Raw genomic sequence first — 23,160 nt, 5'->3', positions numbered from 1 at the left:
CGCTGACTTCCGGGGAGCCTGCCCCGATACAAGGTGCCTGTCCCCGCGGGGACAGGCACCCCAGCACCCCGTCGGCTCAGTCCAAGGTCAGGTCGGTCTGCCGTTCCAGCTGCTTCAGTTCCAGGCGGATCTGACGGGTCACCCGCCGCACCAGCCTGATGCGCAGACGACGCAGCGTGCGACGCATGTCAGCGCCTGGCTTCCCGGTCCAGGCCGAAATGGCGGCGGTAGCGCTCGTCCATGCCGGCCATGCTCAGCAGCACCGGGAAGTCCGCCGCGTTGAAGTCCGGATCCCAGGCCGGCTCGCCGCATACCTTGGCGCCCAGCTTGAGATAGCCCTTGATCAGCGGCGGCACGCGCGCCGGCAGGGTGCTGTTCAGGCGCTCGATCGGATAGCGGTGCAGGGGCCGCACGCGCGGCAGCGCCGGGTCATCGAGGTGGCGGGCGACATTGCGCCAGACTTCGGCGGCGGTCACGCCGTCGTCGCGCAGGCTGACGCTGGCGCAACCCAGCACATACTCGTAGCCGCCGCGGCGCAGGTATTCGGCCAGGCCGGACCACAGCAGCATGATGACCGCGCCGTTGCGGTAGTCGGCGTGCGTACACGAGCGGCCCACTTCCACCAGCTGCTCGCGCAGGGCGCCCAGCCCGGACAGGTCAAACTCGGATTCCGAGTAGTAGCCGCCCGCCTCGCGCGCCTTTTCCGGCGTCAGGATGCGATAGGTACCCACCACCCGCCCGGTGTCCAGCTCGCGCACCATCAGGTGTTCGCACCACTGGTCGAAGCGGTCCTGCTCCACGCCGTCCTGTGCCTGGGGAAACACGGCGCCCATATCCTCGGTGAAGACGTCGTAGCGCAGACGCTGGATCTGCTCGACCTCCTCCGCGGTGCGCGCCAGGCCGACCGCGAGGGTGCGCGGCGCGGCGCCAGGCCAAGCAGTGGCGGCAGTGGAACCCGTATCGATGCGTACTAGTTCGAGCATTGCGCGAAACTCCTAAATGTCCTGCCAGTGTGGCCGCGCGTCATGTCAGTAATCTGACCGATATGTTACGTGACTATGAAGTTTACGCCGCCCCACCGAGGACCATACGACCCCGCTTGACTATTTGATACAAACAGAGTCATGGCCTTGCATGCCTGCGTCGCCCGCGCAACAAAAAGGCCCGCCATCAGGCGGGCCTTCGGGCAGGTCCGGACCTTGCTCAGGCGCCCAGGCTGTCGGCCAGCTTCTGGGCGCTGGCCTGCGCCAGCGCTTCGTCCTCGGCCTCGACCATCAGGCGCAGCTTGGGCTCGGTACCCGAGGCGCGGATCAGCACCCGGCCCCGGCCGGCCAGCTCGGCCTCGACGGCGCCGCGCGCGCGCGCCAGGCCGTCGTGGGTTTTCCAGTCCAGGCCGGGAGCCAGCGGCACGTTGATCATCCTCTGCGGATACATGCGCAGGTCGGCCACCCATTCAGCCAGTGTGGCGTCGGCGCGACGCAGCGCCGTCAGCACCTGCAGCGCGGCGATCGTGCCGTCGCCCGTGGTATGGCAATCCAGGCACAGCAGGTGGCCCGAGCTTTCGCCGCCGTACAGCCAGCCGCGCGCCTGCATCTGCTCCAGCACGTAGCGGTCGCCGACGTTGGCCCGCTCGAAACCCACGCCGATCTGCTGCAGCTGGCGCTCCAGGCCGTAGTTGGTCATCAGGGTGCCGACCACCCCGGCCACCGGACCGCGCTGCATGCGCTCGCGCACGATGGCGTAGAGCAGTTCGTCGCCGTTGTAGATGCGGCCGGTGCCGTCGACCATCTGCAGGCGGTCGGCGTCGCCGTCCAGCGCGATGCCCAGGTCGGCGCCGCGCGCGCGCACTTCCTCGGCCAGCGATTCCGGATGCAGCGCGCCCACGCCCTTGTTGATGTTGAAGCCGTCGGGCGAGACGCCGATGGCATGCACCTCGGCGCCCAGTTCGCGGAACACATGCGGAGCGACGTTGTAGGCGGCGCCGTGGGCGGCGTCGACCACCAGCTTCAGCCCGTTGAGATCCAGGTCGTGCGGGAAGGTGCTCTTGCAGAATTCGATGTAGCGGCCCTGGGCGTCGGCCATGCGGCGCGCGCGGCCCAGTTCTTCCGAGCCGACGCAGCCCAGCGGCTCGTCCACCGCCTGCTCGATGGCGGCCTCGATGTCGTCGGGCAGCTTCATGCCATGGGCGGAGAAGAACTTGATGCCGTTGTCCTGGTACGGATTGTGCGAGGCGCTGATCACGATACCGGCGGCCAGGCGCAGCGTGCGCGTCAGGTAGGCCACGGCCGGCGTCGGGACGGGCCCGGCCAGCAGCACGTCGATACCGGCGGCCGACAGGCCGGCTTCCAGGGCGGATTCCAGCATGTAGCCGGAAATGCGGGTGTCCTTGCCGATCACGACCTGGGGCCGGTTGCGGCCGCGCCCGCTGGCGTGCTCGCGATGTTCGCGCGCCAGCACCCGGCCGGCGGCATAGCCCAGGCGCAGCGCGAAGGCGGCGTTGATCACCGGGCCGCCGACTTCGCCGCGCACGCCGTCGGTACCAAAATATTTGCGTTGACTCATGTAGGGACTGCTCCTTGTTCGGCCGCCTGCCACACTTTTAGCGCATCCACGGTCGCGGCGACATCGTGCACACGCACGATGGCGGCGCCGCGCGCCACGCATGCCAGCGCGGCGGCAACGCTGCCGGCCAGGCGGTCGCCCACCGGCTTGCCGGTGGCCGCGCCTATCATGGATTTGCGCGAGACGCCCACCAGCAGGGGGTAGCTGGAGACGCGCAAGCTGGCCAGGCGGCGCAGCAACTGATAATTCTGATCCATGGTCTTGCCGAACCCGAAGCCCGGGTCCAGCACGATGCGCCGGGGGTCGACCCACGCGGCGCGCAGCCGCTGGGCGCGCGCGCCCAGGAAGACCCCGATTTCGCCCATCAGGTCGGCGTACTCGGGCGCCTCCTGCATGGTGCGCGGCTCGCCCTTCATGTGCATGACGCACAGGCCGCAGCGCGAGCGCGCCACCGCGTCGATGGCGCCGGGCTGCCGGAAACCGTAGATGTCGTTGATCATGTCGGCGCCGGCGTCAAGCACGGCGCGCATGACCTCGGGCTTGAAGGTGTCGATCGACAACGGCACGCCGCAGTCGCGCAGCCCTTCGATCAGCGGCAGGATGCACGCCAGCTCGTCGGCCGCGCTGACCGGCTGCGCGCCCGGCCGCGTCGATTCGCCGCCCAGGTCCAGGATATGGGCCCCTTCGTCGATCAATTGGCGCGCGTGGGCGATCGCGCTGTCGGTATCGGCGTGCTCGCCGCCATCGGAAAACGAGTCGGGCGTGACGTTGACGATGCCCATGACAAGCGGGCGCTCGAGATCGAACTCAAAGCGCCCGCACTGGAAGTTATTTGCCATGAAACCTTAGCAGCAGGCTCAGACCGCGGCCGCCGTATTGCCGCCGGCAGCCAGCCCGGTGGGCGGGGTGTCGGACGTATCGGACGGACCTTGCGGCGTCTTGGGCGGACGCGGCGGACGGTCGTTGACGATGTCGTCGATCTGGTCGGCGTCGATGGTTTCCCATTCGAGCAGCGCCGAGGTCATCACTTCGACCCGGGCACGGTTGTCTTCCAGGATCTTGCGCGCCACGCCGTACTGCTCGTCGATGATGCGGCGGATCTCGCTGTCGACCTTCTGCATGGTCGCTTCCGAGACATGCGTGGTCTTGGTGACGCTGCGGCCCAGGAAGACCTCGCCTTCGTTCTCGGCATACACCATGGGGCCCAGCTCGTCGGTCATGCCGTAGCGGGTGACGATGTCGCGGGCGATGGCCGTGGCGCGCTCGAAGTCGTTCGAAGCGCCGGTGGTCATCTGGTTCATGAAGATTTCTTCGGCGATGCGCCCGCCGAACAGCACCGCGATGGTGTTGAGCAGGCGCTCCTTGTCCATGCTGTAGCGGTCGGTTTCGGGCAACTGCATCGTCACGCCCAGCGCACGGCCGCGCGGGATGATGGTGACCTTGTGGACCGGGTCGGTCTTGGGCAGCATGCGCGCCACGATGGCGTGGCCGGACTCGTGGTAGGCCGTATTCTTGCGCTCTTCCTCGGGCATGACGATGGAGCGGCGCTCGGCGCCCATGATGATCTTGTCCTTGGCCTTCTCGAAGTCGGACATGTCCACTGTGCGGCCGTTGCGGCGCGCGGCGAACAGGGCCGCCTCGTTGACCAGGTTGGCCAGGTCGGCGCCGGAGAAGCCGGGCGTGCCGCGCGCCAGGATGGTGGCGTCGACGTTGGGCGACAGCGGCACCTTGCGCATGTGCACCTTGAGGATCTGCTCGCGGCCGCGGATGTCGGGCAGCGGCACCACCACCTGGCGGTCGAAGCGGCCCGGACGCAGCAGCGCCGGATCGAGCACGTCGGGGCGGTTGGTCGCGGCGATGACGATCACGCCCTGGCCCGACTCGAAGCCGTCCATCTCGACCAGCATCTGGTTCAGGGTCTGTTCGCGCTCGTCGTTGCCGCCGCCCAGGCCGGCGCCACGCTGGCGGCCGACAGCGTCGATTTCATCGATGAAGATGATGCACGGGGCGTGCTTCTTGGCGTTCTCGAACATGTCGCGCACGCGGGCCGCGCCCACGCCGACGAACATTTCCACGAAATCGGAGCCCGAGATGCTGAAGAACGGCACCTTGGCCTCGCCGGCGATGGCCTTGGCCAGCAGCGTCTTGCCGGTGCCGGGCGAGCCGACCATCAGCACGCCGCGCGGGATGCGGCCGCCCAGCTTCTGGAACTTGCTGGGGTCGCGCAGGAAATCGACCAATTCCTGGACGTCTTCCTTGGCTTCGTCGCAGCCGGCGACGTCGGCGAAAGTCACCTGGTTGGTGTTCTCGTCGAGCATGCGCGCGCGCGACTTGCCGAAGCTGAACGCGCCGCCGCGCCCGCCGCCCTGCATCTGGCGCATGAAGAAGATCCATACGCCGATCAGCAGCAGCATCGGGAACCACGACACGAAGATGCTCATCAGCAGCGACGGCTCTTCGCGGGCCTTGCCCGAAACCTGCACGCCGTACTTGAGCAGGTCCGACACCATCCACAGGTCGCCCGGCGACGTCAGCGAATAGGGACGGCCGGCGTCCGGCGTGACATACAGCACGTCGCCCTGCACGTCGACCTTGCGGATGCGGCCCGCCTTGGCGTCGTCCATGAACTGGGTGTAGCTGACGCCGTCCTGGGTCTGTGCACGTCCGTCGAACTGCTTAAACACCGTGAACAGCACCAGCGCGATCACCATCCAGACCGCGACTTTAGAAAACGAATTGTTCAAGGTCGATCTCCTGCTCTCGATTCCGACCGGTGGCTGCGTCCCCGCGCTCAAGGCGCAGCCAACAAATTTGTCAATGAGTCATTCTACCCTGTCGGGGCAGATCGCGTTTGCGGCCCCGCAAGGAGGCCTCGTTTCGTTTGGTTTGAGAGTTTTCCCGATTCTGTCTGATGGCAAGGGCTGCGCCGCTGGATAAGGGGTGGATGGCCAGCCAACCGTTACAAGTTGGCCGTGGATGGGTTACTTCAGATCGCGGGCGACCAGAAAGGTTTCGGAGGATTTGTCCCGCGACGCCTTGGGCTTGCGTTCGACCACGCGCTTGAAGCGCTGCTTGTACGACTGCACGATCTGGGAAAACCCGCTGCCGTGGAAAGCCTTGACGATCAACGCCCCGTTGGGCTTGAGGTGGGCGCAGGCGAATTCGAGCGCAAGCTCGCAGACGTGCTGGATGCGGGCCGAGTCCGCCACGCCTACCCCCGACAAGTTGGGGGCCATGTCGGAAATCACAAGGTCCACCGGCTGCCCGTCCACCATCCGGGCGAGCTGCTCCAGGACCTCTTCCTCGCGGAAGTCGCCCTGGATGAACTCCACGCCGGCCACCGGCTCCATGGGCAGCAGGTCCAGCGCGATGATGCGCCCGTCGACCACCCCGCCCGGCCCGGCCAGGCGCTCGCGCGCCACCTGCGACCAGCTGCCCGGCGCCGAGCCCAGGTCGACCACGACGTCGCCGCGCCGCATCAGCTTTTCGGCGTCCAGGATCTCGAGCAGCTTGAAGGCGGCGCGGGCCCGGTAGCCCTTCTGTTGCGCCAGTTTCACATAGGGGTCGTTGATGTGCTGGTGAATCCAGTCTTTGGAGAATTTATTCTTGGCCATTACCGTACAATTCCAAGCATGCCTATATTAGAACTTACCTCTCGCGAACGCAGCGACTTGCGCTCCGCCGCCCACCCATTGCGCCCTGTCGTCCTGATCGGCGACAACGGCCTGACCGACGCCGTCCTGAAGGAAATCGACCTGGCCCTGACCGCCCACGAGCTGATCAAGGTGCGGGCCGGCGGCGACGATCGCGAGGCGCGCGAAGCCATGCTGGCCACGATCTGCGACACGCTGTCGTGCGCCGCGGTGCATCACCTGGGCAAGACGTTGATCCTGTTCCGGCCCGACCTGCGCGCGGCCGCGGCCAAGGCCGCCGCCGACACGCCCGCCAAGCGCCGCCCTTCCGAGCCTCATACGCCCAAGAAGATGGCCGCCGAAGGCAAGCGCCTGACCAAGACGCGCCCTGCGCGCAAGGCCGCCGAAGCGGCCGCGCCCGCCGCCGGCGCACGCCCCGGCCGCGACGACCTGAACCAGGCCGGCCGTCCGGCGCGTCCGTCCACGCGCAAGGCATCGCCGGGCCACGCCATTCCGCGCCGCAGCGGCAGCGCGCTGAGCCTGCGCGCCGGAGCGCGTGGCGGCCTGGCCGGCCGCAAGCCCGCACGGGCAAACAAGCGATAGTACTTGATCTGGCCGGCCTGGACGGGCCCGCCGGTTTCAGGCGGGCCGCCTAGGTGTGAAGATTCAATAGGTTGTATGCATGGTTCATCCGAACCGGATTTGAGAAACTGGAAATCGCCAACTCCCCAGTTCACTCAAGGAGCCCGGCCGGATGAACACCCATAAGCATGCCCGATTGACCTTCCTACGTCGACTCGAAATGGTCCAGCAATTGATCGCCCATCAAGTTTGTGTGCCTGAAGCGGCCCGCGCCTATGGGGTCACCGCGCCGACTGTGCGCAAATGGCTGGGCCGCTTCCTGGCTCAGGGCCAGGCGGGCTTGGCCGATGCGTCCTCGCGCCCGACGGTCTCGCCCCGAGCGATTGCGCCGGCCAAGGCGCTGGCTATCGTGGAGCTGCGCCGCAAGCGGCTGACCCAAGCGCGCATCGCCCAGGCGCTGGGCGTGTCAGCCAGCACCGTCAGCCGCGTCCTGGCCCGCGCCGGTCTGTCGCACCTGGCCGACCTGGAGCCGGCCGAGCCGGTGGTGCGCTACGAGCATCAGGCCCCCGGCGATCTGCTGCACATCGACATCAAGAAGCTGGGACGTATCCAGCGCCCTGGCCACCGGGTCACGGGCAACCGACGCGATACCGTTGAGGGGGCCGGCTGGGACTTCGTCTTCGTGGCCATCGATGACCACGCCCGCGTGGCCTTCACCGACATCCACCCCGACGAGCGCTTCCCCAGCGCCGTCCAGTTCCTCAAGGACGCAGTGGCCTACTACCAGCGCCTGGGCGTGACCATCCAGCGCTTGCTCACCGACAATGGCTCGGCCTTTCGCAGCCGCGCCTTCGCCGCGCTGTGCCATGAGCTGGGCATCAAGCACCGCTTTACCCGACCTTACCGCCCACAGACCAATGGCAAGGCCGAACGCTTCATCCAGTCGGCCTTGCGTGAGTGGGCTTACGCTCACACCTACCAGAACTCCCAACACCGAGCCGATGCCATGAAATCCTGGCTACACCACTACAACTGGCATCGACCCCACCAAGGCATCGGGCGCGCTGTACCCATCTCCAGACTCAACCTGGACGAATACAACCTATTGACAGTTCACATCTAGCCCAAGCGCGCAACGCCCGGCCGCGCCTCATGGTTTCCCCTGATCGGCGCTTGCCGTCAGGCGAAATGGCAGCTGACCGTGCCCAACGGCCCGTAGTCGGCCGACAGGGTATCGCCGCTGGCCGCGTGCACCGGCCGGGTAAACGAGCCGGCCATGATGACCTGGTCCTTCTCCAGCGCGATGCCGTGCGCCGACAGTTTCCTGGCCAGCCACGCCACGCCGTTGGCGGGATGGTTGAGCACGCCGGCGGCCAGCCCGGTTTCCTCGACCACGGCGTTGCGCATGAGGATCGCGCCGACGCGGCGCAGGTCGACCTCGTCCACGCGCACCGGACGCCCGCCCAGGACCACGCCGGCATTGGCCGCGTTGTCGGAGATGGTGTCGGTCACCTTGCGGGTGGCGCGCGCCTGCGGGTCCACCATCTGCACGCGCGCGTCGAGGATTTCCAGGGCCGGCGTGACATAGCGCGCCGCCTCCAGCACGTCGAACAGCGTGACGTCGGGCCCCTCCAGCCGCCTGCCCATGATGAAGGCCAGCTCCACCTCGACCCGCGGCGCGATGAAGCGGCCGGCCGGGATGGTCGTCCCGTCGGCGAAGAACATGTCGTCCAGCAAGGCGCCGTAGTCCGGCTCGTCGATGCCGATCGCCGCCTGCATGGCGCGCGAGGTCAGGCCGATCTTGTGGCCCTTGAGCGGGTTGCCCGCGGCGATCTTCAGCGCCACCCACTTGCGCTGGATCGCGTAGGCATCCTCGATCGTCAGCGCCGGGTGGCGCAACGACAGCTGGCGGATCGGGGTGTGGGTCTGTTCGGCTTCGTACAGTTCGCGCGCAAGCGTGTCCAGCAGTGCGTCATCAAGCACGGCCATGTCTCCGGTGCGGGGTTGTTCGGGATTCATTCCGCCGGCAGCAGGCGGCGGCTCTGCTTGCGCGCGATGCGCCAGGCGCCGCCGACCCGCACCAGCTCGTCGACGCAGTCGCGCACGCCCAGCATGCGCGGCTCGCCGACCACCCCGTCGGGCGAGGTGAGGGTTTCGTAGGCCGTCATGTAGAAGCGCACGCGCGCGCTGTCCGGCGTGGCCTGCTCGATCCACAGGTTCGAGACGATATGGGCGGTCTGGCGGCGCGGGTCGCGCTGCGCCAGGGCCGCGCGCACCGCGTCGGGGCCGACCAGTTCCGTCCCCTGGCGGTTCCACACGCCGTCATCGGCCATCAGGCCGGCCACCGCCTCGTTGTCGCGCCGGTCCAGGCCGCTGAAAAACCGATAGACCACGGCAACCAGCGCTTGGGTCTCGTCCATGTTCATTGCGCGTCTCCCCAGGGATGTCTGGCAAGGGATGTTGCGGCAGCGGCCAGCCGGCGGCAAGCATCGCCATGGAACAGGTGTTATTCCCGCCGGCGGTGCTATGCGGCGGCCTCGCCCAGCACGGCGCCGGCCAGCGGCGAGCGTGGGTCGGCCAGGCACTGCGCGTCCAGGCGCGCGCCTTCGGCGATGTATTTGCGCAGCTGGCGGAACTCGCGCGCCGCATTGACGCCCAGCACGGCCGCCGCCCTGCCGTCGGCGCGCATCTCCACGCAGAGCAGCTGCGCCGGCCCGCCCTGGCGCAGCACCAGCTCGGCGCCCGGTTCGCTGGCGCCGGCCATCTGCACCAAGGTGTCGTACTGCTGCGACCAGAAAAACGGCAGCGGCGCATAGCGGACCGCCTGGCCCAGCGCGGCGCGCGCGGCCGCGATGCCCTGGTCCTGCGCGTTCTGCCAGGACTCCAGGCCCGCCAGCTTTCCATCCGGCCCCGCCATCACCGCCACATCGCCGGCGGCGTAGATGTCCGGGTCCGACGTACGGCAGGTGCCGTCGACGATGACGCCGTGGCCGCAGGCCAGCCCCGCCTGTCTCGCCAGTTCGTCGTTGCGCACCAGCCCCACGCCCGCGACCACGATGTCGGCCTCGATCCCCTGGCCATCGGCCAGCGCCAGCCGGCAGCCGCGCCCATGCGCGTCGATGCGCTGGACCCGGGCGTTCAGGCGCAGGTCCACCCCCTGGCCGGCATGCAGCCGCGCCAGCGTCTCGGACAGCAGCCCCGGGCCGCTGCGGGCGCACAGGCGGTCGGCGGCCTCGAGCAGCACCACCTCACACCCCCGCTGGCGCGCCGCGGCCGCCACTTCCAGCCCGATCCACCCTCCGCCCAGCACCGCGACGCGCGGCGCGCCGTCGAAGGCCGCGCGCAGGCGGGCGGCATCGTCGATGGTACGCAAGGTATGGACGCAGGGCAGGTCCACGCCGGGCAGCGGCGGCAGCCTGGGCCGCCCGCCGGTGCACAGGATCAGCGCGTCGTAGCGCAGCGCCTGCCCGTCGCCCAGCAGCACCTGGCGGCCGGCGCGGTCGATCCGCGTGGCGGCCGCGCCACCGAGCCAGTCGATATGCAGTTCGGCCAGCTGCGCTGCGTCCATCAGGCTGGGCAAGGCCGGCGCCTGCGCCGCCAGTTGCTCCTTGGACAAGGGCGGCCGCTCGTAGGGCGGCGCGGTTTCGTCGCCGCACAGCAGCACGCGGCCGGCATAGCCCTCGGCGCGCAGCGTCCGCGCGGCCCAGCCGCCGGCCTGCCCGGCGCCGATGATGACGATGGTGTGCTGCTGCTCCATGGCTGGCCTCCCGTGCCTGTCGTGCGACGTGGAAGCGATCGTGCCGCGCGCGCCGCCTGCGGCGCAAGCCCACCGCGGGAACAGCTGTTGTTCCCGCGGCCTAGCGTTGCGCGGGCAGCGCCAGCCGCTTCGCGCCGCCGTGCCCGGCAATGCGGGACTTGCACGCCAGCACGATGCCCAGCGCCAGCACGCTCAGCAGCAAGGCGGCAAAGAAAGCCAGGTCGAAACGGTCGCCGCGCAGATCGAACAGCGTGCCCACCAGCCAGGTTCCGAAGCCGGCCGCAACGAAGCTGGCCAGATACAGCTCGGTCAGGCGCCGGCCGACCTGCTCCTTGGGATAATGGCCCTGCACCAGCGCGCCGTAGGCCGGGTAGTAGCCGCCGAAGCCGATGCCGATGGCGGCCGCGCCGGCCACCACCATGGCGATGGAGTCGGTGAACTGCAGCAGCAGCGCGCCCACGATCTGGATGGCGGTGGTCACCAGCAGCACGGCGTACTTGTCCAGGCGGTCGAGCGAATAGCCGATCGCCAGCCGGGCGACCAGCACCAGCCCGTAGTGCGCCGACATCAGGGCGCCCGCGCGCACCGGCGACAGGCCGGCCTGCGCGCCGTACGAAACCAGGTGCGAGGCCACGCCCGCCGCGGCCGAATTGGCCAGGAGCAGCGCCAGCGCCAGCCACACGATCAGCCGGCCGGCATCCGGCGCGGCCGCGCCGGCAGGCGGGCCGGCCAGCGACCGGGGCCTGCCCAGGCCGACCGGCGGGCGCGGCATGTACAGCGCCATGGCGGCCAGCATCGCGACCACCGCGACGGCCGCGTAGGCCAGCAGCGCGTCGCGCCAGCCGTGCCCGCCGCTGACGGCGCGCAGCAGCGGCGGCACCAGCAGGCCGCCTATGAGCACCGCGTAGATCAGGTAGAACTGCCAGCGCGCCGTCGCCACGCTGGCCAGCGCCATCCCGCCGCACATCGCCAGCGTCGCCACCACGCCGATCGGAAAGAAGCCGATGCGATCGAGCAGCCGCCCCATCAGCAAGGACGACACCGCCGCGCCGGCCATGGTGGCGCCATACAGCGAGGCCACGCTGCCGCCGTCCCAGCCGAACTCGGCCGAGAGCTCGGGAAACAGCATGGGCAGCGAATTGGCGGCGCCGAAGCTGAGCGAGGCCAGCACCAGCGTGGCCGCCGCCACCGCCCAGCTGTAGGGGCTGTCCGGATCAGCCGCGCGCATGGCCGCGGCGCCCTACCACGGAATGCCCATGGCGCGCGGCAGGCCGATCGAGATGACCGGAAAGGCCATGATCACCGCCAGGCCGGCCAGAAGCAGCAGCAGGAAGGGAATCAGCGGCCGGATGATGGCCTGCATGCTGACCCGTCCCACGCTGCATGCCACCAGCACCGCCAGCCCGGTGGGCGGCACGAACAGCCCGATGCCCGAGGCCAGCACCACGACGGTCAGCCAATGCACCACGTCGATGCCCAGCTCGCGCACCACGGGCAGCAGGATGGGCACGAAGATCAGCACGGCGGGCGCGCCCTCGAGCACCGCGCCGATGAACACGAAGATCAGCGCCGTGATCAGCATGACGCCCCAGGGGCTGATGTGGTTGTCGCGTATCCATTGCGCCACCGCGCCCGGCACCCCTTCGGTCGCCAGCAGGTAGCCGAAGATCATGGCGAACCCCATCAGCAGGCAGATCACGCCGGTCGCCACGCAGGTGTCGACCAGCGCCTGGTAGATGCCGCGCCAGCTCAGCCGGCGGTAGACCAGCCCGCCCACCAGCAGCGAGTACACCACGGCGAAGGCCGCCATCTCGGTGACGGTGGCCACGCCCATGCGTATGCCGCCGAAGATGAGGATGGGCACGCCCAGCGCGAACAGCGCGTCCTTCAGGCCCTTGAGGATGGCCACGAACGAGTAGGCTTCGCCGCGCGGCATGTTCTGCAGGCGTGCCTGGATGTGGATGAAGGCGAAGAACATCAGGCCGATGACGACGGCCGGCACCACGCCCGCGGCGAACACGGCGACCACCGAGGTATTGGCCACGGCTGCCACGACCACCATCAGGATGCAGGGCGGGATGAGGATGGAGAACGCGCACGATGCGCCGATCACCGACAGGCTGTACGGGCGTGGATAGCCTTCGTTCTCTAGCGGCTTGAGGGTCATCGCCGACATCGCGGAAACGTCCGCGACGGTCGAGCCCGAAATGCCGGACTGCAGCATGGTGGACCCCACCACCACCATGGGCAGGCCGCCGCGAAAGCGGCCGAGCAAAGTATAGGCGAAACGGACCAGCCGCTCGGAGATGCCGCCCTGCTCCATGATGGAGCCGGCGAAGATGAACAGCGGAATGGCCAGCAGGACGAACGAATCGATGCCCATCACGGTGCGGTGCACCAGCAGGTTGATGGGCAGGTCGCTCTGGTAGAGCATCGCCAGCAGCGACGAAATGCCCATGGCGAAACTGATCGGCATGCCGACCAGTACCAGCAGTACGAAGGAGAACGAGAGAATGGCGATAGTCATAGGATGTCCTCCGGGGATCAGAGATCTCCGCCGGCCTCGTAATGGGGCGGCTGGCGCTGGCCCCGCAGCGTCTGGATGAGCATCAGGGTGGCGTAGACCACCATCAGCACCCCGGCGGCCACGCAGCTGCTGTACAGCCAGCCTATCGTGATGCCCAGGCCGGGCAGCGTCTGGATGCTTGCGAATTGCACGGTCTGGTAGGCGGCGTAGGTGAACACCACCGAAAACACCAGGATCAGTGCGTCCTGCAGGATGTAGAGGGCGCGCTTCATGCGCGGCCCGGCCTGTTCGACCAGGATGTCGACGGCCACGTTGGCGCGCTGCTGCACGGCAACGGCAAAGCCCACCATCACGATCCAGGCAAACAGGATCCGGGCGAACTCATCGGACCATGGCGTGCCCAGTTGCATGAAATAGCGGCTGATGACGGACATCACCAGGAAAATGATCAGCAGTGCCAGCAGGCCCGCCAGCACCATCCTGGGCAATCCGACCAGCACCCTGGTGGTCAGCGCGGCGGCGCCCTGTTTGCGGTTCATGGTTCGGTACTCCCGTCGTTCGGACAGTTCAGCCATGGTTTTGTCTCCTCGTCAGCGGTCTGGGCCGGCCGCGGCATGCCGGATCGCATGCCGCGGCGCCCCGGCGGGATGCCTGGGCAAGGCCTGGCGGGCCAGGCGCTACTTCTGCGCATCCAGGACTTGCTGGAACAGTGTCTTGTCCAGCTGGCCCTCGAACTGCTTCCAGATCTGCTGGCCGGTCGTGCGCCACTGCGTCATTTCCTCGGCGCTCGGATGGTAGACCTTCACCCCCTGGCTTTCCGCATAGGCCAGGGCCTTGGCCGCCATGTCATGGTCGATCCGGTTGCCGTATGCCTCGGCCTCGCGGGACGCCTCCAGGATGGCCTGCTGGCTTTCGGCCGGCAGCTTGGCGAACCGGTCCTTGCGCATCACCAGGGTCTGCACGCCGATCACCGCGTCGTTGGCGGTGGCGTACTTGAGCACTTCGTAGTGCTTGGCCGTCGCCAGCCAGGTCGGCATCACGAACTCGCCGTCCACCACCCCAGAGCTCAGGGCGTTGTAAACCTCGGCCCAGTCCACCGATGTGGGAATGGCGCCCCAGTTCTTGAACATGGCGATTTCGACCGGGGACGCCGTGGTGCAGATCTTCAGGCCCGCCAGGTCGCCCGGCACCTTGAGCTGCTTCTTGGTATTGACGACATGGCGAAAGCCGCCGTTGTTCAGCAGCATCAGCAGCTTGAAGCCGTCGCGCTCGAAGCGCTGGCGGATTTCCTCGCCGACCTGGCCCGCCATGGCCTTCTCGAACGCCGCCTCGTCCTTGAACACGTACGGCAGGTCCATGAAAATCAGCGTGCGGGTGAACGCCCCCCAGTTGGCGTTCGAGCCGCCGCCCAGGTCCACCGCGCCATTGAGCACCGCCTCGATGGAGGTGCGCTCGTTGTACAGCGAGCCGGCCAGGTGGGTCTCGATGGCCAGCGTGCCGCCGGACTTCTCCTTGACCAGCTCGGCGAACTTGAGGAAGGCCATGCCCACCGCCTGGTTCTCCGTGGCGCCATGCGCCAGCTTGAGCACCTTGGCGGGCTTGCCCTGGGCATGGACGGCCGAGGCCGGCGTAAGCAACGACACCGCCGCCGCGGCGCAGGCCGCGGCCAACATCTTGAGCTTCATGTTTGTCTCCTAGGTTTTTATGTATTGGGTCCGTTTGGTCAGGACGCCTGGCTTGCAGACTCCGGCGCGGACCGCGACCGCCCATCCACGGGGATCGACGGTTGCTCACGCCGGCAACGCACGGCCTCGATGACGCGCAGGCAGGCCAGGGCCTTGGCTGCCTCGGCAATCTCGTTGAACACGGGAATGCCCGCCTGCACGGAATCGCGCCGGTAACCGCGTTTTCTTTCCTCGATCTCCGCGTCGCCGTCCGAGCGCAGTACGAGGATCAGGTGCGCCACGCCGCGGCCGTGCTGCCTGGCCTGCGTCACGGCGGCGATGATGTTCTTCAGCATGTCCACGTGCTGGAAGTCGGTGATCACCGTCATGTTGGCGTGGATGATGACGGCGTCGATGCTGTCGTCCTGCGCGAGGATGCGCACGATGTCGGTCGCCGCCCTGCCCTCGTTCTGCTGCAGGGCGCCGGCCGGCACGTCCACCGGGTTGAGCACCGACGAGCCTGCCGGCAGCTTGAGCGCCTCCAGCGCGGCCAGCGTGTCCGCCGCGAACGGCGGCACCGAGAAGCCGGCGCGGCCGCAGGCGTCGGTGCCCAGCACGCTGGTGCCGCCGCCGTTGCCGAACAAGGCGATGGTGCGCGTCGGCTGGGAGCGGGGCAGCAGGCACTGGCACAGCAGCAGCACGTCGAGGAACTCGTCCAGCGTGTCGACGATGGGCATGCCGGTCTGCTTGCCCAGCGCGGCCCAGGCCTGCTCGCTGCCGGCCAGCGCACCGGTGTGCGAAGACGCGGCGCGCCGTCCCTGCGCGGTGCCGCCGCCCTTGAGCAGGACCACCGGCTTGCGGCATCCCGCCTGGCGCAGCACCTCGAACAGGCGGCGTCCGTCGCGGGCGCTTTCGAGATACATGCCTATGACGCGCGTCTGCTCGTCCGCCAGGAAATACTCCAGCAGTTCCGAGGCGCTGACATCGACGGCGTTGCCGATGGTGACCAGGCCGCTGAAACGCAGGCCGCGCTGCTGGCCGCGCCGGATGATGTCGGTGCCCAGCCCGCCGCTCTGGCAGATGACGCCGACATGGCCCGCCTCGTCGGTGACGCGGCGGGTGAAGCTGACGCGCGCGCGCGGCGAATACACCCCCAGACAGTTCGGGCCCACCACGCGCACGTTGGCGTCGAGCGCCGCGGCCAGCAGGTCCCGCTGCAGCGCGTCGCCTTCCTGGGTCTCGCCGAACCCGCTGGACATGACCTGGGCCACGCGCACTTTGCCGCGCCCGCTGCGTATCACCCCGGGCACCCGCTCGGCGGCCGTCGCCACGTAGGCGTAATCGACCGTCTCCGGCAGGGCCTCCAGCGACGCGAAGACCGGCAGGCCCTCGATCTCGCCGGCGCTGGGGTGCACCGGATAGATCGGCCCGGCATAGCCGAAAGCGCGCAGGTTGCGGATGAAGCGGTTGCCGCCGGACACCGTCGAGGCCGACGCGCCGACAACGGCGATGCTTTTCGGCTGGAAAAGCGAATCGAGAATCTTGGGTTCAGTCATGCTGCTCTCACTGCGTCAGGATGAATCGGGCGTCGACCGCGACGGCGCCGCGCGGCGATACGATGAGCGGATTGATGTCCAGCTCGGCCACCTCGGGCTGGCCGGCCAGCAGCACGCCGCCCTCGCCGCCCACGCGCAGGATGGTCTCGACCAGCGCGTCGATGCTGACCGCCTGCTTGCCGCGCGCGCCCGCGAGCAAGGGGCTGCTTCGCAACTCCCCTATCATGTCGAGCGCGTCCTCGCGCGTGACCGGGCAGATGCGGAACGCCACGTCCTGGAAGACCTCGACGAAAATGCCGCCCAGGCCGATCATCACCATCGGACCGAACTCGGGATCGCGCAGTCCGCCCACCACCACTTCCACGCCGGGCTCGGCCATTTCCTCGACCAGCCAGCCCTCGACCCGCGCGCCGGCCTGCTCGACGCGCTGGCGCATCTCGCCGGCCGCCTGCCGCAGCGCCGCCGGTCTGGCCAGGTTGAGCCGCACCCCGCCCATCTCGGTCTTGTGGATCACGTCGGGCGAGATCAGCTTCAGGACATAGGGTTGGGCCAACTGGCCCTCGACCTGCGCGAACGACGCGTCGGCGGGCAGCACCACGGACCTGGGCACGGTGATGCCATGGCCGGCGAGGATGCGCTTGCCGGTCGGTTCGTCGAGCGCGCCGCGCCCCGCCTCCAGGGCCTGGCGCAGGATGGACGAGAGCTCGCGCTGGTCCATGGGCGCGGGGCTCATTCGCTGATCACCGCGATCACGTCGCCTTCGCTGACCGGCGCGCCGACTTCCAGGCGCAGGTCGCCGATGGTGCCGCCGCACGGCGCCAGCACCGGGATCTCCATCTTCATGGATTCCAGGATGGCGATCTCCTGGTCTTCGGCGACCGTGTCGCCCGCCGCCACCAGCACTTTCCACACGGAACCGCTGACTTCCGAAATCACTTCTACATTGGCCATGATGTGCTCGACTCTCGATAAGGTTGGGACCGGCGCGCCGGCCGCTCAATAGGTAGTGGGCCAGTTCGACAGCAGGTGCTGTCCGATGCGGCGGCCCTGCGCGCCGCGATGGATGTCCAGCAGGCGGATGAGATGCGCGCGCGTCTCGCGCGGATCGATCACCGCATGCGTTTCGTACAGGGCGGCCAGCCCCCAGGCCGAGGTGTCCTTGGACAGTTGCGCCACCAGTTCGCGATAGCGCTCGGGGTCGTCCTGCTCGTTGACGCCGAACAGCACGTTGGCGCCGACGCCGGGCGCCATGAAGCCCAGGTCCGCGCTGGGCCAGGCCAGCACTTCGTCGGAGTTCCTGCCGCCGCCCATGTTCAGGTAGGCCTGGCCATAGCTCTTGCGCATGATCACCGAGATCTTGGGCACGGTGACCAGCGAGATCGCGTTCATCCAGTTCATGATCCGGCCCGGCGCGGCGCGCCGCTCGCCCTCGATGCCGATCAGGAAGCCCGGCTGGTCGACCAGGAACACTAGCTGTGAACTGTCAATAGGTTGTATTCGTCCAGGTTGAGTCTGGAGATGGGTACAGCGCGCCCGATGCCTTGGTGGGGTCGATGCCAGTTGTAGTGGTGTAGCCAGGATTTCATGGCATCGGCTCGGTGTTGGGAGTTCTGGTAGGTGTGAGCGTAAGCCCACTCACGCAAGGCCGACTGGATGAAGCGTTCGGCCTTGCCATTGGTCTGTGGGCGGTAAGGTCGGGTAAAGCGGTGCTTGATGCCCAGCTCATGGCACAGCGCGGCGAAGGCGCGGCTGCGAAAGGCCGAGCCATTGTCGGTGAGCAAGCGCTGGATGGTCACGCCCAGGCGCTGGTAGTAGGCCACTGCGTCCTTGAGGAACTGGACGGCGCTGGGGAAGCGCTCGTCGGGGTGGATGTCGGTGAAGGCCACGCGGGCGTGGTCATCGATGGCCACGAAGACGAAGTCCCAGCCGGCCCCCTCAACGGTATCGCGTCGGTTGCCCGTGACCCGGTGGCCAGGGCGCTGGATACGTCCCAGCTTCTTGATGTCGATGTGCAGCAGATCGCCGGGGGCCTGATGCTCGTAGCGCACCACCGGCTCGGCCGGCTCCAGGTCGGCCAGGTGCGACAGACCGGCGCGGGCCAGGACGCGGCTGACGGTGCTGGCTGACACGCCCAGCGCCTGGGCGATGCGCGCTTGGGTCAGCCGCTTGCGGCGCAGCTCCACGATAGCCAGCGCCTTGGCCGGCGCAATCGCTCGGGGCGAGACCGTCGGGCGCGAGGACGCATCGGCCAAGCCCGCCTGGCCCTGAGCCAGGAAGCGGCCCAGCCATTTGCGCACAGTCGGCGCGGTGACCCCATAGGCGCGGGCCGCTTCAGGCACACAAACTTGATGGGCGATCAATTGCTGGACCATTTCGAGGCGACGTAGGAAGGTCAATCGGGCATGCTTATGGGTGTTCATCCGGCCGGGCTCCTTGAGTGAACTGGGGGGTCGGCGATTTCCAGTTTCTCAAATCCGGTTCGGATGAACCATGCATACAACCTATTGAATCTTCACAACTAGCGGGATGTTGAACGAGTCGCACAGCACCAGGAACGAGATGGCCTTATTGCAGGCGTCCACGTCGATCGCCCCGCCCTTGAACATCGGGTTGCTCGCCAGGATGCCGACCGGATGGCCGTCCAGGCGCGCGACCATGGTGCAGATGGAACGGCCGAACCTGGCCTTGAGCTCCATCACGCTGTCGCGGTCGACGATGCAGTCGATCGCCTTGCGCACGTCATAGACCTTGTTGCTGTCGGTCGGCACGTGCTGCAGGATCGCCCCGGTGTCGGGCACGCTTTCCGGCGTGACGGCCTGGCGCGGCGGCGGCTCGTTCTGGTTGCTGGGAAAATAGGCCAGCCACTTCTTGACGATCTCCAGCGCTTCCTCGTCGGTTTCCGCCAGCGCGTCGACCAGGCCGGTGGACTGCGTGTGCATGCGCCAGCCGCCGAGCTCCTCCGAGTCGATCTCCTGGCGGATGGCCTTGGACGTGACCCGCCCGCTCGCCACCGCCATGGTGGCGCCGCGGCGCATGACGACGAAATCCGAGAGGCAGGCGTACCACGTGGAGGACCCGTAGCACGGCCCGAGCAGCGCGCTCACCCAGGGGGTTTCGCGCAGGCGGCGGTACTCGTAGGGATCCTGCCCCAGGATCGCGCGGCCCTCGGCGCCCATGCGGTCGGGCATGCGCGCGCCGGTGGATTCGCCCAGGAAGATCAGCGGCAGACCGTTTTTGGTGGCCACTTCGCGCATATGGCGGATCTTCTTGCCGTTGACCACCGAGCTGGATGCGCCCATCACGGTGAAGTCGTTGGCCACCACCGCCACCTTGCGCGCCTGGACCTTGCCGTAGCCGGCGATCTTGCCGTCGGCCGGGGTGCGCTCGGCCACTTCCTTGCGGTGCGACACCGCGAACAGGCCGCTTTCCTCGAAGGTGCCCGGATCGAGCAGGAGCTCGAGCCGTTCACGCGCGTTCAGCACGCCTTCGGCGCGGCGCTTCTCCAGCTTGGCCGGGCCGCCCATGCCCAGCGCATGGTCCTTGCGGGCGGCATAATCGACAAGCAGTTCTTCGTGTGACATGTGAGGCTTACCTTCTCAGAGCAAATGGCACATGGGGTGGTCGGCGTACAGCTTTTCCTTGACGAACTGGGTGCTGACATTGCCGGCGATGAAATCCTCGTCTCGCATGAGCCGTTCGTGGAATTCCTTGGTCGTCTTCACGCCGACGATCTCCAGTTCGCCCAGCGCGCGCAGCATGCGGGCGATGGCTTTCTCGCGCGACTCGTCCCAGACGATCAGCTTGCCCAGCAGCGAGTCGTAGTACGGCGGCAGCTTGTAGCCGCGGTACACGTGCGAATCCATGCGCACGCCCGGCCCCGAAGGCAGCCGGATATCGTTGACCGTGCCCGGGCTGGGCATGAACGCCTTCTGCGGATCCTCCGCGTTGATGCGGCATTCGATCGCGTGCCCCTTCATGACGATGTCCTGCTGGCGCAGGCCCAGCCTGCCGCCGGCGGCCACCGCCAGCTGGAGCCTGACCAGGTCCACGCCCGTGACGGTTTCCGTGACGGGGTGCTCGACCTGGATGCGCGTATTCATTTCGATGAAGAAGAATTCGCCGCTCTTGCCGTCCATGACGAACTCCAGCGTGCCCGCGCCGCGATACTTGACCGCGCGCGCCAGCGCGCAGGCCGCCTCGCCCATGCGCTGCCGCGTTTCGTCGGACAGCACCGGCGACGGGCTTTCCTCCAGCAGCTTCTGGTGGCGGCGCTGGATCGAGCATTCCCGCTCGCCCAGGTGGATGACGTCCTCGCCATCGCCGAACACCTGGATCTCGACGTGGCGCACGGGCGAGATATAGCGTTCGATATAGACGGAGCCGTCGCCGAAGGCCGACTTGGTCTCCATCGACGCGCGCTCCAGCCCCTCGCGCAGCTGCGCCTCGCCCTGGATCACGCGCATGCCGCGCCCGCCGCCGCCCGCCGCCGCCTTGACCAGCAACGGATAGCCGACCTCGCGGGCCACCCTGATGGCCTCCTCGACGTCGCTGACCGGCTCGGGCGAGCCCGGTACGATGGGCACGCCCGCCTCCTTGGCGATCTTGCGGGCCTGCGCCTTGTCGCCCATCATGCGGATCGCGCCGGGGTCCGGGCCGATGAAGACGATGCCGGCGTCGATGCAGGCCTGGGCGAAGTCTTCGTTCTCGGACAGGAAGCCGTAGCCGGGATGGATGGCGTCGCAGCCATGCTCGCGCGCGGCGGCGATCAGCGCCGCGATGTTCAGGTAGCTTGCCGACGGCTCGGGGCCGCCGATGGGGGCCGCTTCATCGGCCAACCTGACAGGCAATGAATCCTCATCCGCGCTGGAGTAGACCTGGACGGTCCGTATGTCCATCTCCCGGCACGCGCGGATGATACGCAGGGCGATCTCTCCCCTGTTCGCAATCAATACCTTTTTCAGTTTCATGGATTGGCCTCTTGAATGAAGGGTTCCCGATGTCAACCGTAGCGGCTGGTGTCTCCGCCGGTGACATCGACGTATTCGTGATTCTCCGAATCGAGCAGGCTGCAGCGATACTCGATCGGCGTATCTCCAAAGCTGTACGCCACGCGCAGGATGCGCAGCATGGACGCGCCCAGCTTGCAACCCAGGCGCTTGGCCGTGTCCTTGTCGGCAACGGTCGCGCTGACGCGGTCTATCGTCTTGACGATATTGATGCCGTACTGTTCGCGGTAGAAGTCATAGATGGTGGCGTCGCGCGCGCTCAGCTTCTCGCGGGTCAGGCCCTCGAACGTGCGCACCGGAACATAAATCGTGTCGAGCAGCACCGGCGTGCCCTGCATCGTCATCGAGTTCTTGATGACGAAGACCGGGTCGCCTGGCTGCAGCGCCAGTTTCTGCGCCACCTCCTCGGTGGCCGACGCCTGGGAAAAGCCGTGGGTCGACACCAGCGGCACGTCTACCACGCCATCGCGCCGCTCGATGTGCCAGAACGAATTGAGCATGCGGCTGGTGTCGTAGGGGGCCAGGAAGGTGCCGCGCCCCTGCTGCCGGATGACGATGCGCTCCGAGACCAGCTCGGCAATGGCCCGGCGCACGGTGCCCACGCTGACGCCGAACTGGCTGGCCAGTTCGTTGTCGCCGGGCAGCGCCATGCCGGATTTGATGCCTTTCTTCTGCACGAACCGGATCAGCTCCTCCTTGATCATCCGATAGAGCGGGATGGAGCGGTTCTCATACAGGACGAGGGTCGCGCGATTCGAGACGTTGTTATCTTTCATTTGAGCCATGGTGGGTCCTGGTTATGCTGGAAGCAGCTTCCGTTGCCGTAAATCCGAAAGCATAGACTTGAGCATATCGTCAAATAAAAGAATTTCCGTCCATCCCGCGCGGCGGAGCTTGTACAGGCTGCAGACCTGGTCGAAGCCGTTGGAATAGACCCAATCGGCAAACGACCAGTTGACATAGGCCTCCAGGGGAAAATGACGCAGCCCCTGCCGCTGGCAGATCGCCTGCCAGGCGGCCTCGTTGGCCGGCATCATGGCGGCCAGGCGTATCTGCTGCACGCCCCCCGCCTGCATGCCGAACGCCTCGGCGACCGCCGGCCAGAGATTGGCCCAGCGCTCGGGCTCGCCGTTGTGGAAATTGAAGGCCTCGTTCTCGCAGGCCGCGACATCCACCGACCAGGCCATGGCGCGCGCCAGCAGCCGGGCGTCGGTGCACTGGTTGAGCGCCGCGAAGGCCGCCGGCGTGCCGGGGAACTTCAAGGGCGTCGCCACGGCCTTCATGACCGAGGCATACAGGGACAGGGCCATGAGGTGGTTCATGGGGCTGCCCAGGGCATAGCCGAAGATGCCGTGCGGCCGGAACGCGGTCCAGCTCCAGCGTCCGGACTCGCGCTGGCGCGCGGCGATCCAGTCCTGCTGGTCGTAATAGAAATTGGGCGGGCAGTGGCGCGCATCGTCCTCGCGCGCCGGGGTGCGGAACGGCCCCAGGTGATTGCCGTACCATTTCGTTCCGTGCACCAGCACGACGCGCTCGAGCCCGCGCGCGTACCTGTCCACCGCCGACACCAGGTTGGCCAGCCTGGCCAGGTTGGGTGCGGCCTCCTCGCCCAGGGTGGGGCGCGGCGCATAGGCGCAATAGAAGACATGCGTGATGCCGGGGAAGGCGGCCAGCGCGGCCTCGGCCTGGGCCGCGTCCAGCAGGTCGGCCGCGATATGCCGCACGCCAGGCAGCGCGGCTTCCTGGCGCCGGGAGATCGTCACGACATCCCAGGCCGCGTCGCGCGCCAGATGCTGCACGAGCGCGTTGCCCACGATGCCGTACGGTCCGGCGATCAGCGCTGTCCTCTTCACGTCGTTCTCCGTCCTGGCCGC

24 protein-coding genes are annotated in these 23,160 nt (G+C 67.8%); 3 read left to right on the top strand and 21 right to left on the bottom strand.

Features of this window, described 5'->3' with window-relative positions:
- Window positions 1–188: 188 nt before the first annotated feature.
- The 4 genes from BN118_RS07680 to ftsH all read right to left on the bottom strand — a co-directional run bounded on the left by BN118_RS07680 (window position 189) and on the right by ftsH (window position 5,306).
- A complete protein-coding gene (locus BN118_RS07680; RefSeq protein ID WP_003809629.1) occupies window positions 189–983 on the bottom strand; it encodes a GNAT family N-acetyltransferase in 795 nt (264 codons plus the stop codon).
- A gap of 220 nt (window positions 984–1,203) precedes the next feature.
- The gene (glmM, locus tag BN118_RS07675) at window positions 1,204–2,562 is read right to left on the bottom strand and encodes a phosphoglucosamine mutase (RefSeq protein WP_003819875.1); all 1,359 of its coding nucleotides are present in this window, start codon (window positions 2,560–2,562) and stop codon (window positions 1,204–1,206) included.
- Window positions 2,559–3,401: a dihydropteroate synthase gene (folP, locus tag BN118_RS07670; protein ID WP_014905688.1), complete on the bottom strand. Its 843-nt coding sequence runs from the start codon at window positions 3,399–3,401 to the stop codon at window positions 2,559–2,561. Before folP ends, glmM begins: the two co-directional genes overlap by 4 nt.
- A gap of 18 nt (window positions 3,402–3,419) precedes the next feature.
- On the bottom strand, window positions 3,420–5,306 hold the full coding sequence (gene ftsH / locus BN118_RS07665) for an ATP-dependent zinc metalloprotease FtsH (RefSeq protein ID WP_003809623.1): 1,887 nt from the start codon (window positions 5,304–5,306) through the stop codon (window positions 3,420–3,422).
- Here ftsH and BN118_RS20400 point away from each other — a divergent pair.
- Window positions 5,248–5,499, top strand: a complete 252-nt coding sequence (locus BN118_RS20400) for a hypothetical protein (RefSeq protein ID WP_162096758.1) — start codon at window positions 5,248–5,250, stop codon at window positions 5,497–5,499. The two genes, ftsH and BN118_RS20400, sit on opposite strands and share 59 nt — an antisense overlap.
- 44 nt (window positions 5,500–5,543) lie before the next feature.
- Here the strand turns inward: BN118_RS20400 and BN118_RS07660 are convergent, their stop codons facing one another.
- Window positions 5,544–6,176, bottom strand: a complete 633-nt coding sequence (locus tag BN118_RS07660; protein ID WP_010930175.1) for an RlmE family RNA methyltransferase — start codon at window positions 6,174–6,176, stop codon at window positions 5,544–5,546.
- A gap of 18 nt (window positions 6,177–6,194) precedes the next feature.
- Between BN118_RS07660 and BN118_RS07655 the strand changes: the two genes are divergently transcribed.
- Together BN118_RS07655 and BN118_RS07650 are read left to right on the top strand one after the other, a co-directional pair.
- Entirely contained in the window at window positions 6,195–6,797 is a 603-nt protein-coding gene (locus BN118_RS07655) for a YhbY family RNA-binding protein (RefSeq protein ID WP_003809618.1), read from the top strand.
- A 151-nt stretch (window positions 6,798–6,948) separates the two neighbouring features.
- A complete protein-coding gene (locus BN118_RS07650; protein WP_005015810.1) occupies window positions 6,949–7,899 on the top strand; it encodes an IS481-like element IS481 family transposase in 951 nt (316 codons plus the stop codon).
- 56 nt (window positions 7,900–7,955) lie between these two features.
- Here BN118_RS07650 and hpaH read toward each other — a convergent pair whose 3' ends face one another.
- The 16 genes from hpaH to BN118_RS07570 form a co-directional block, all read right to left on the bottom strand.
- Window positions 7,956–8,765 (bottom strand): 2-oxo-hept-4-ene-1,7-dioate hydratase, encoded by an 810-nt coding sequence (gene hpaH / locus BN118_RS07645; RefSeq protein ID WP_014905687.1) that lies wholly within the window; start codon window positions 8,763–8,765, stop codon window positions 7,956–7,958.
- A gap of 26 nt (window positions 8,766–8,791) precedes the next feature.
- Complete coding sequence (locus tag BN118_RS07640; protein ID WP_014905686.1) at window positions 8,792–9,202, bottom strand: nuclear transport factor 2 family protein; 411 nt, start codon at window positions 9,200–9,202, stop codon at window positions 8,792–8,794.
- Between the two features lie 98 nt (window positions 9,203–9,300).
- A complete protein-coding gene (locus tag BN118_RS07635; RefSeq protein ID WP_014905685.1) occupies window positions 9,301–10,533 on the bottom strand; it encodes an NAD(P)/FAD-dependent oxidoreductase in 1,233 nt (410 codons plus the stop codon).
- A gap of 100 nt (window positions 10,534–10,633) precedes the next feature.
- Entirely contained in the window at window positions 10,634–11,761 is a 1,128-nt protein-coding gene (locus BN118_RS07630) for an MFS transporter (protein ID WP_041166162.1), read from the bottom strand.
- A gap of 12 nt (window positions 11,762–11,773) precedes the next feature.
- A complete protein-coding gene (locus tag BN118_RS07625; protein ID WP_003809811.1) occupies window positions 11,774–13,060 on the bottom strand; it encodes a TRAP transporter large permease in 1,287 nt (428 codons plus the stop codon).
- A 17-nt stretch (window positions 13,061–13,077) separates the two neighbouring features.
- Window positions 13,078–13,599, bottom strand: coding sequence for a TRAP transporter small permease (locus BN118_RS07620; RefSeq protein ID WP_227915013.1), 522 nt, complete (start codon window positions 13,597–13,599; stop codon window positions 13,078–13,080).
- Between the two features lie 138 nt (window positions 13,600–13,737).
- Window positions 13,738–14,745, bottom strand: a complete 1,008-nt coding sequence (locus BN118_RS07615; protein ID WP_014905683.1) for a TRAP transporter substrate-binding protein — start codon at window positions 14,743–14,745, stop codon at window positions 13,738–13,740.
- Between the two features lie 38 nt (window positions 14,746–14,783).
- Window positions 14,784–16,280 (bottom strand): acetate--CoA ligase family protein, encoded by a 1,497-nt coding sequence (locus BN118_RS07610; RefSeq protein WP_014905682.1) that lies wholly within the window; start codon window positions 16,278–16,280, stop codon window positions 14,784–14,786.
- A 7-nt stretch (window positions 16,281–16,287) separates the two neighbouring features.
- Entirely contained in the window at window positions 16,288–17,013 is a 726-nt protein-coding gene (locus BN118_RS07605; RefSeq protein ID WP_014905681.1) for an acetate--CoA ligase family protein, read from the bottom strand.
- Window positions 17,010–17,231 (bottom strand): biotin/lipoyl-binding carrier protein, encoded by a 222-nt coding sequence (locus BN118_RS07600; RefSeq protein WP_003819994.1) that lies wholly within the window; start codon window positions 17,229–17,231, stop codon window positions 17,010–17,012. Before BN118_RS07600 ends, BN118_RS07605 begins: the two co-directional genes overlap by 4 nt.
- Window positions 17,232–17,276: 45 nt before the next feature.
- A complete protein-coding gene (locus tag BN118_RS07595) occupies window positions 17,277–17,750 on the bottom strand; it encodes a carboxyl transferase domain-containing protein (RefSeq protein WP_041166160.1) in 474 nt (157 codons plus the stop codon).
- Complete coding sequence (locus BN118_RS07590) at window positions 17,750–18,700, bottom strand: IS481-like element IS481 family transposase (protein ID WP_005012067.1); 951 nt, start codon at window positions 18,698–18,700, stop codon at window positions 17,750–17,752. Before BN118_RS07590 ends, BN118_RS07595 begins: the two co-directional genes overlap by 1 nt.
- Window positions 18,701–18,781: 81 nt before the next feature.
- Complete coding sequence (locus BN118_RS07585) at window positions 18,782–19,861, bottom strand: acyl-CoA carboxylase subunit beta (protein ID WP_023852824.1); 1,080 nt, start codon at window positions 19,859–19,861, stop codon at window positions 18,782–18,784.
- Window positions 19,862–19,876: 15 nt separating this feature from the next.
- Window positions 19,877–21,247, bottom strand: coding sequence for an acetyl-CoA carboxylase biotin carboxylase subunit (gene accC / locus BN118_RS07580; protein WP_014905680.1), 1,371 nt, complete (start codon window positions 21,245–21,247; stop codon window positions 19,877–19,879).
- Between the two features lie 32 nt (window positions 21,248–21,279).
- Window positions 21,280–22,071 carry a GntR family transcriptional regulator gene (locus BN118_RS07575; RefSeq protein WP_010930061.1) on the bottom strand — a complete coding sequence of 264 codons (792 nt, stop codon included), beginning with the start codon at window positions 22,069–22,071 and terminating at the stop codon, window positions 21,280–21,282.
- Window positions 22,072–22,083: 12 nt separating this feature from the next.
- Window positions 22,084–23,139, bottom strand: coding sequence for an SDR family oxidoreductase (locus BN118_RS07570; RefSeq protein ID WP_014905679.1), 1,056 nt, complete (start codon window positions 23,137–23,139; stop codon window positions 22,084–22,086).
- Window positions 23,140–23,160: the final 21 nt, after the last annotated feature.

The sequence above is a fragment of the Bordetella pertussis 18323 genome, assembly GCF_000306945.1.
Classification (GTDB): Bacteria; Pseudomonadota; Gammaproteobacteria; order Burkholderiales; family Burkholderiaceae_B; genus Bordetella; species Bordetella pertussis.
This window is presented reverse-complemented; position numbering and strand designations above follow the sequence as displayed.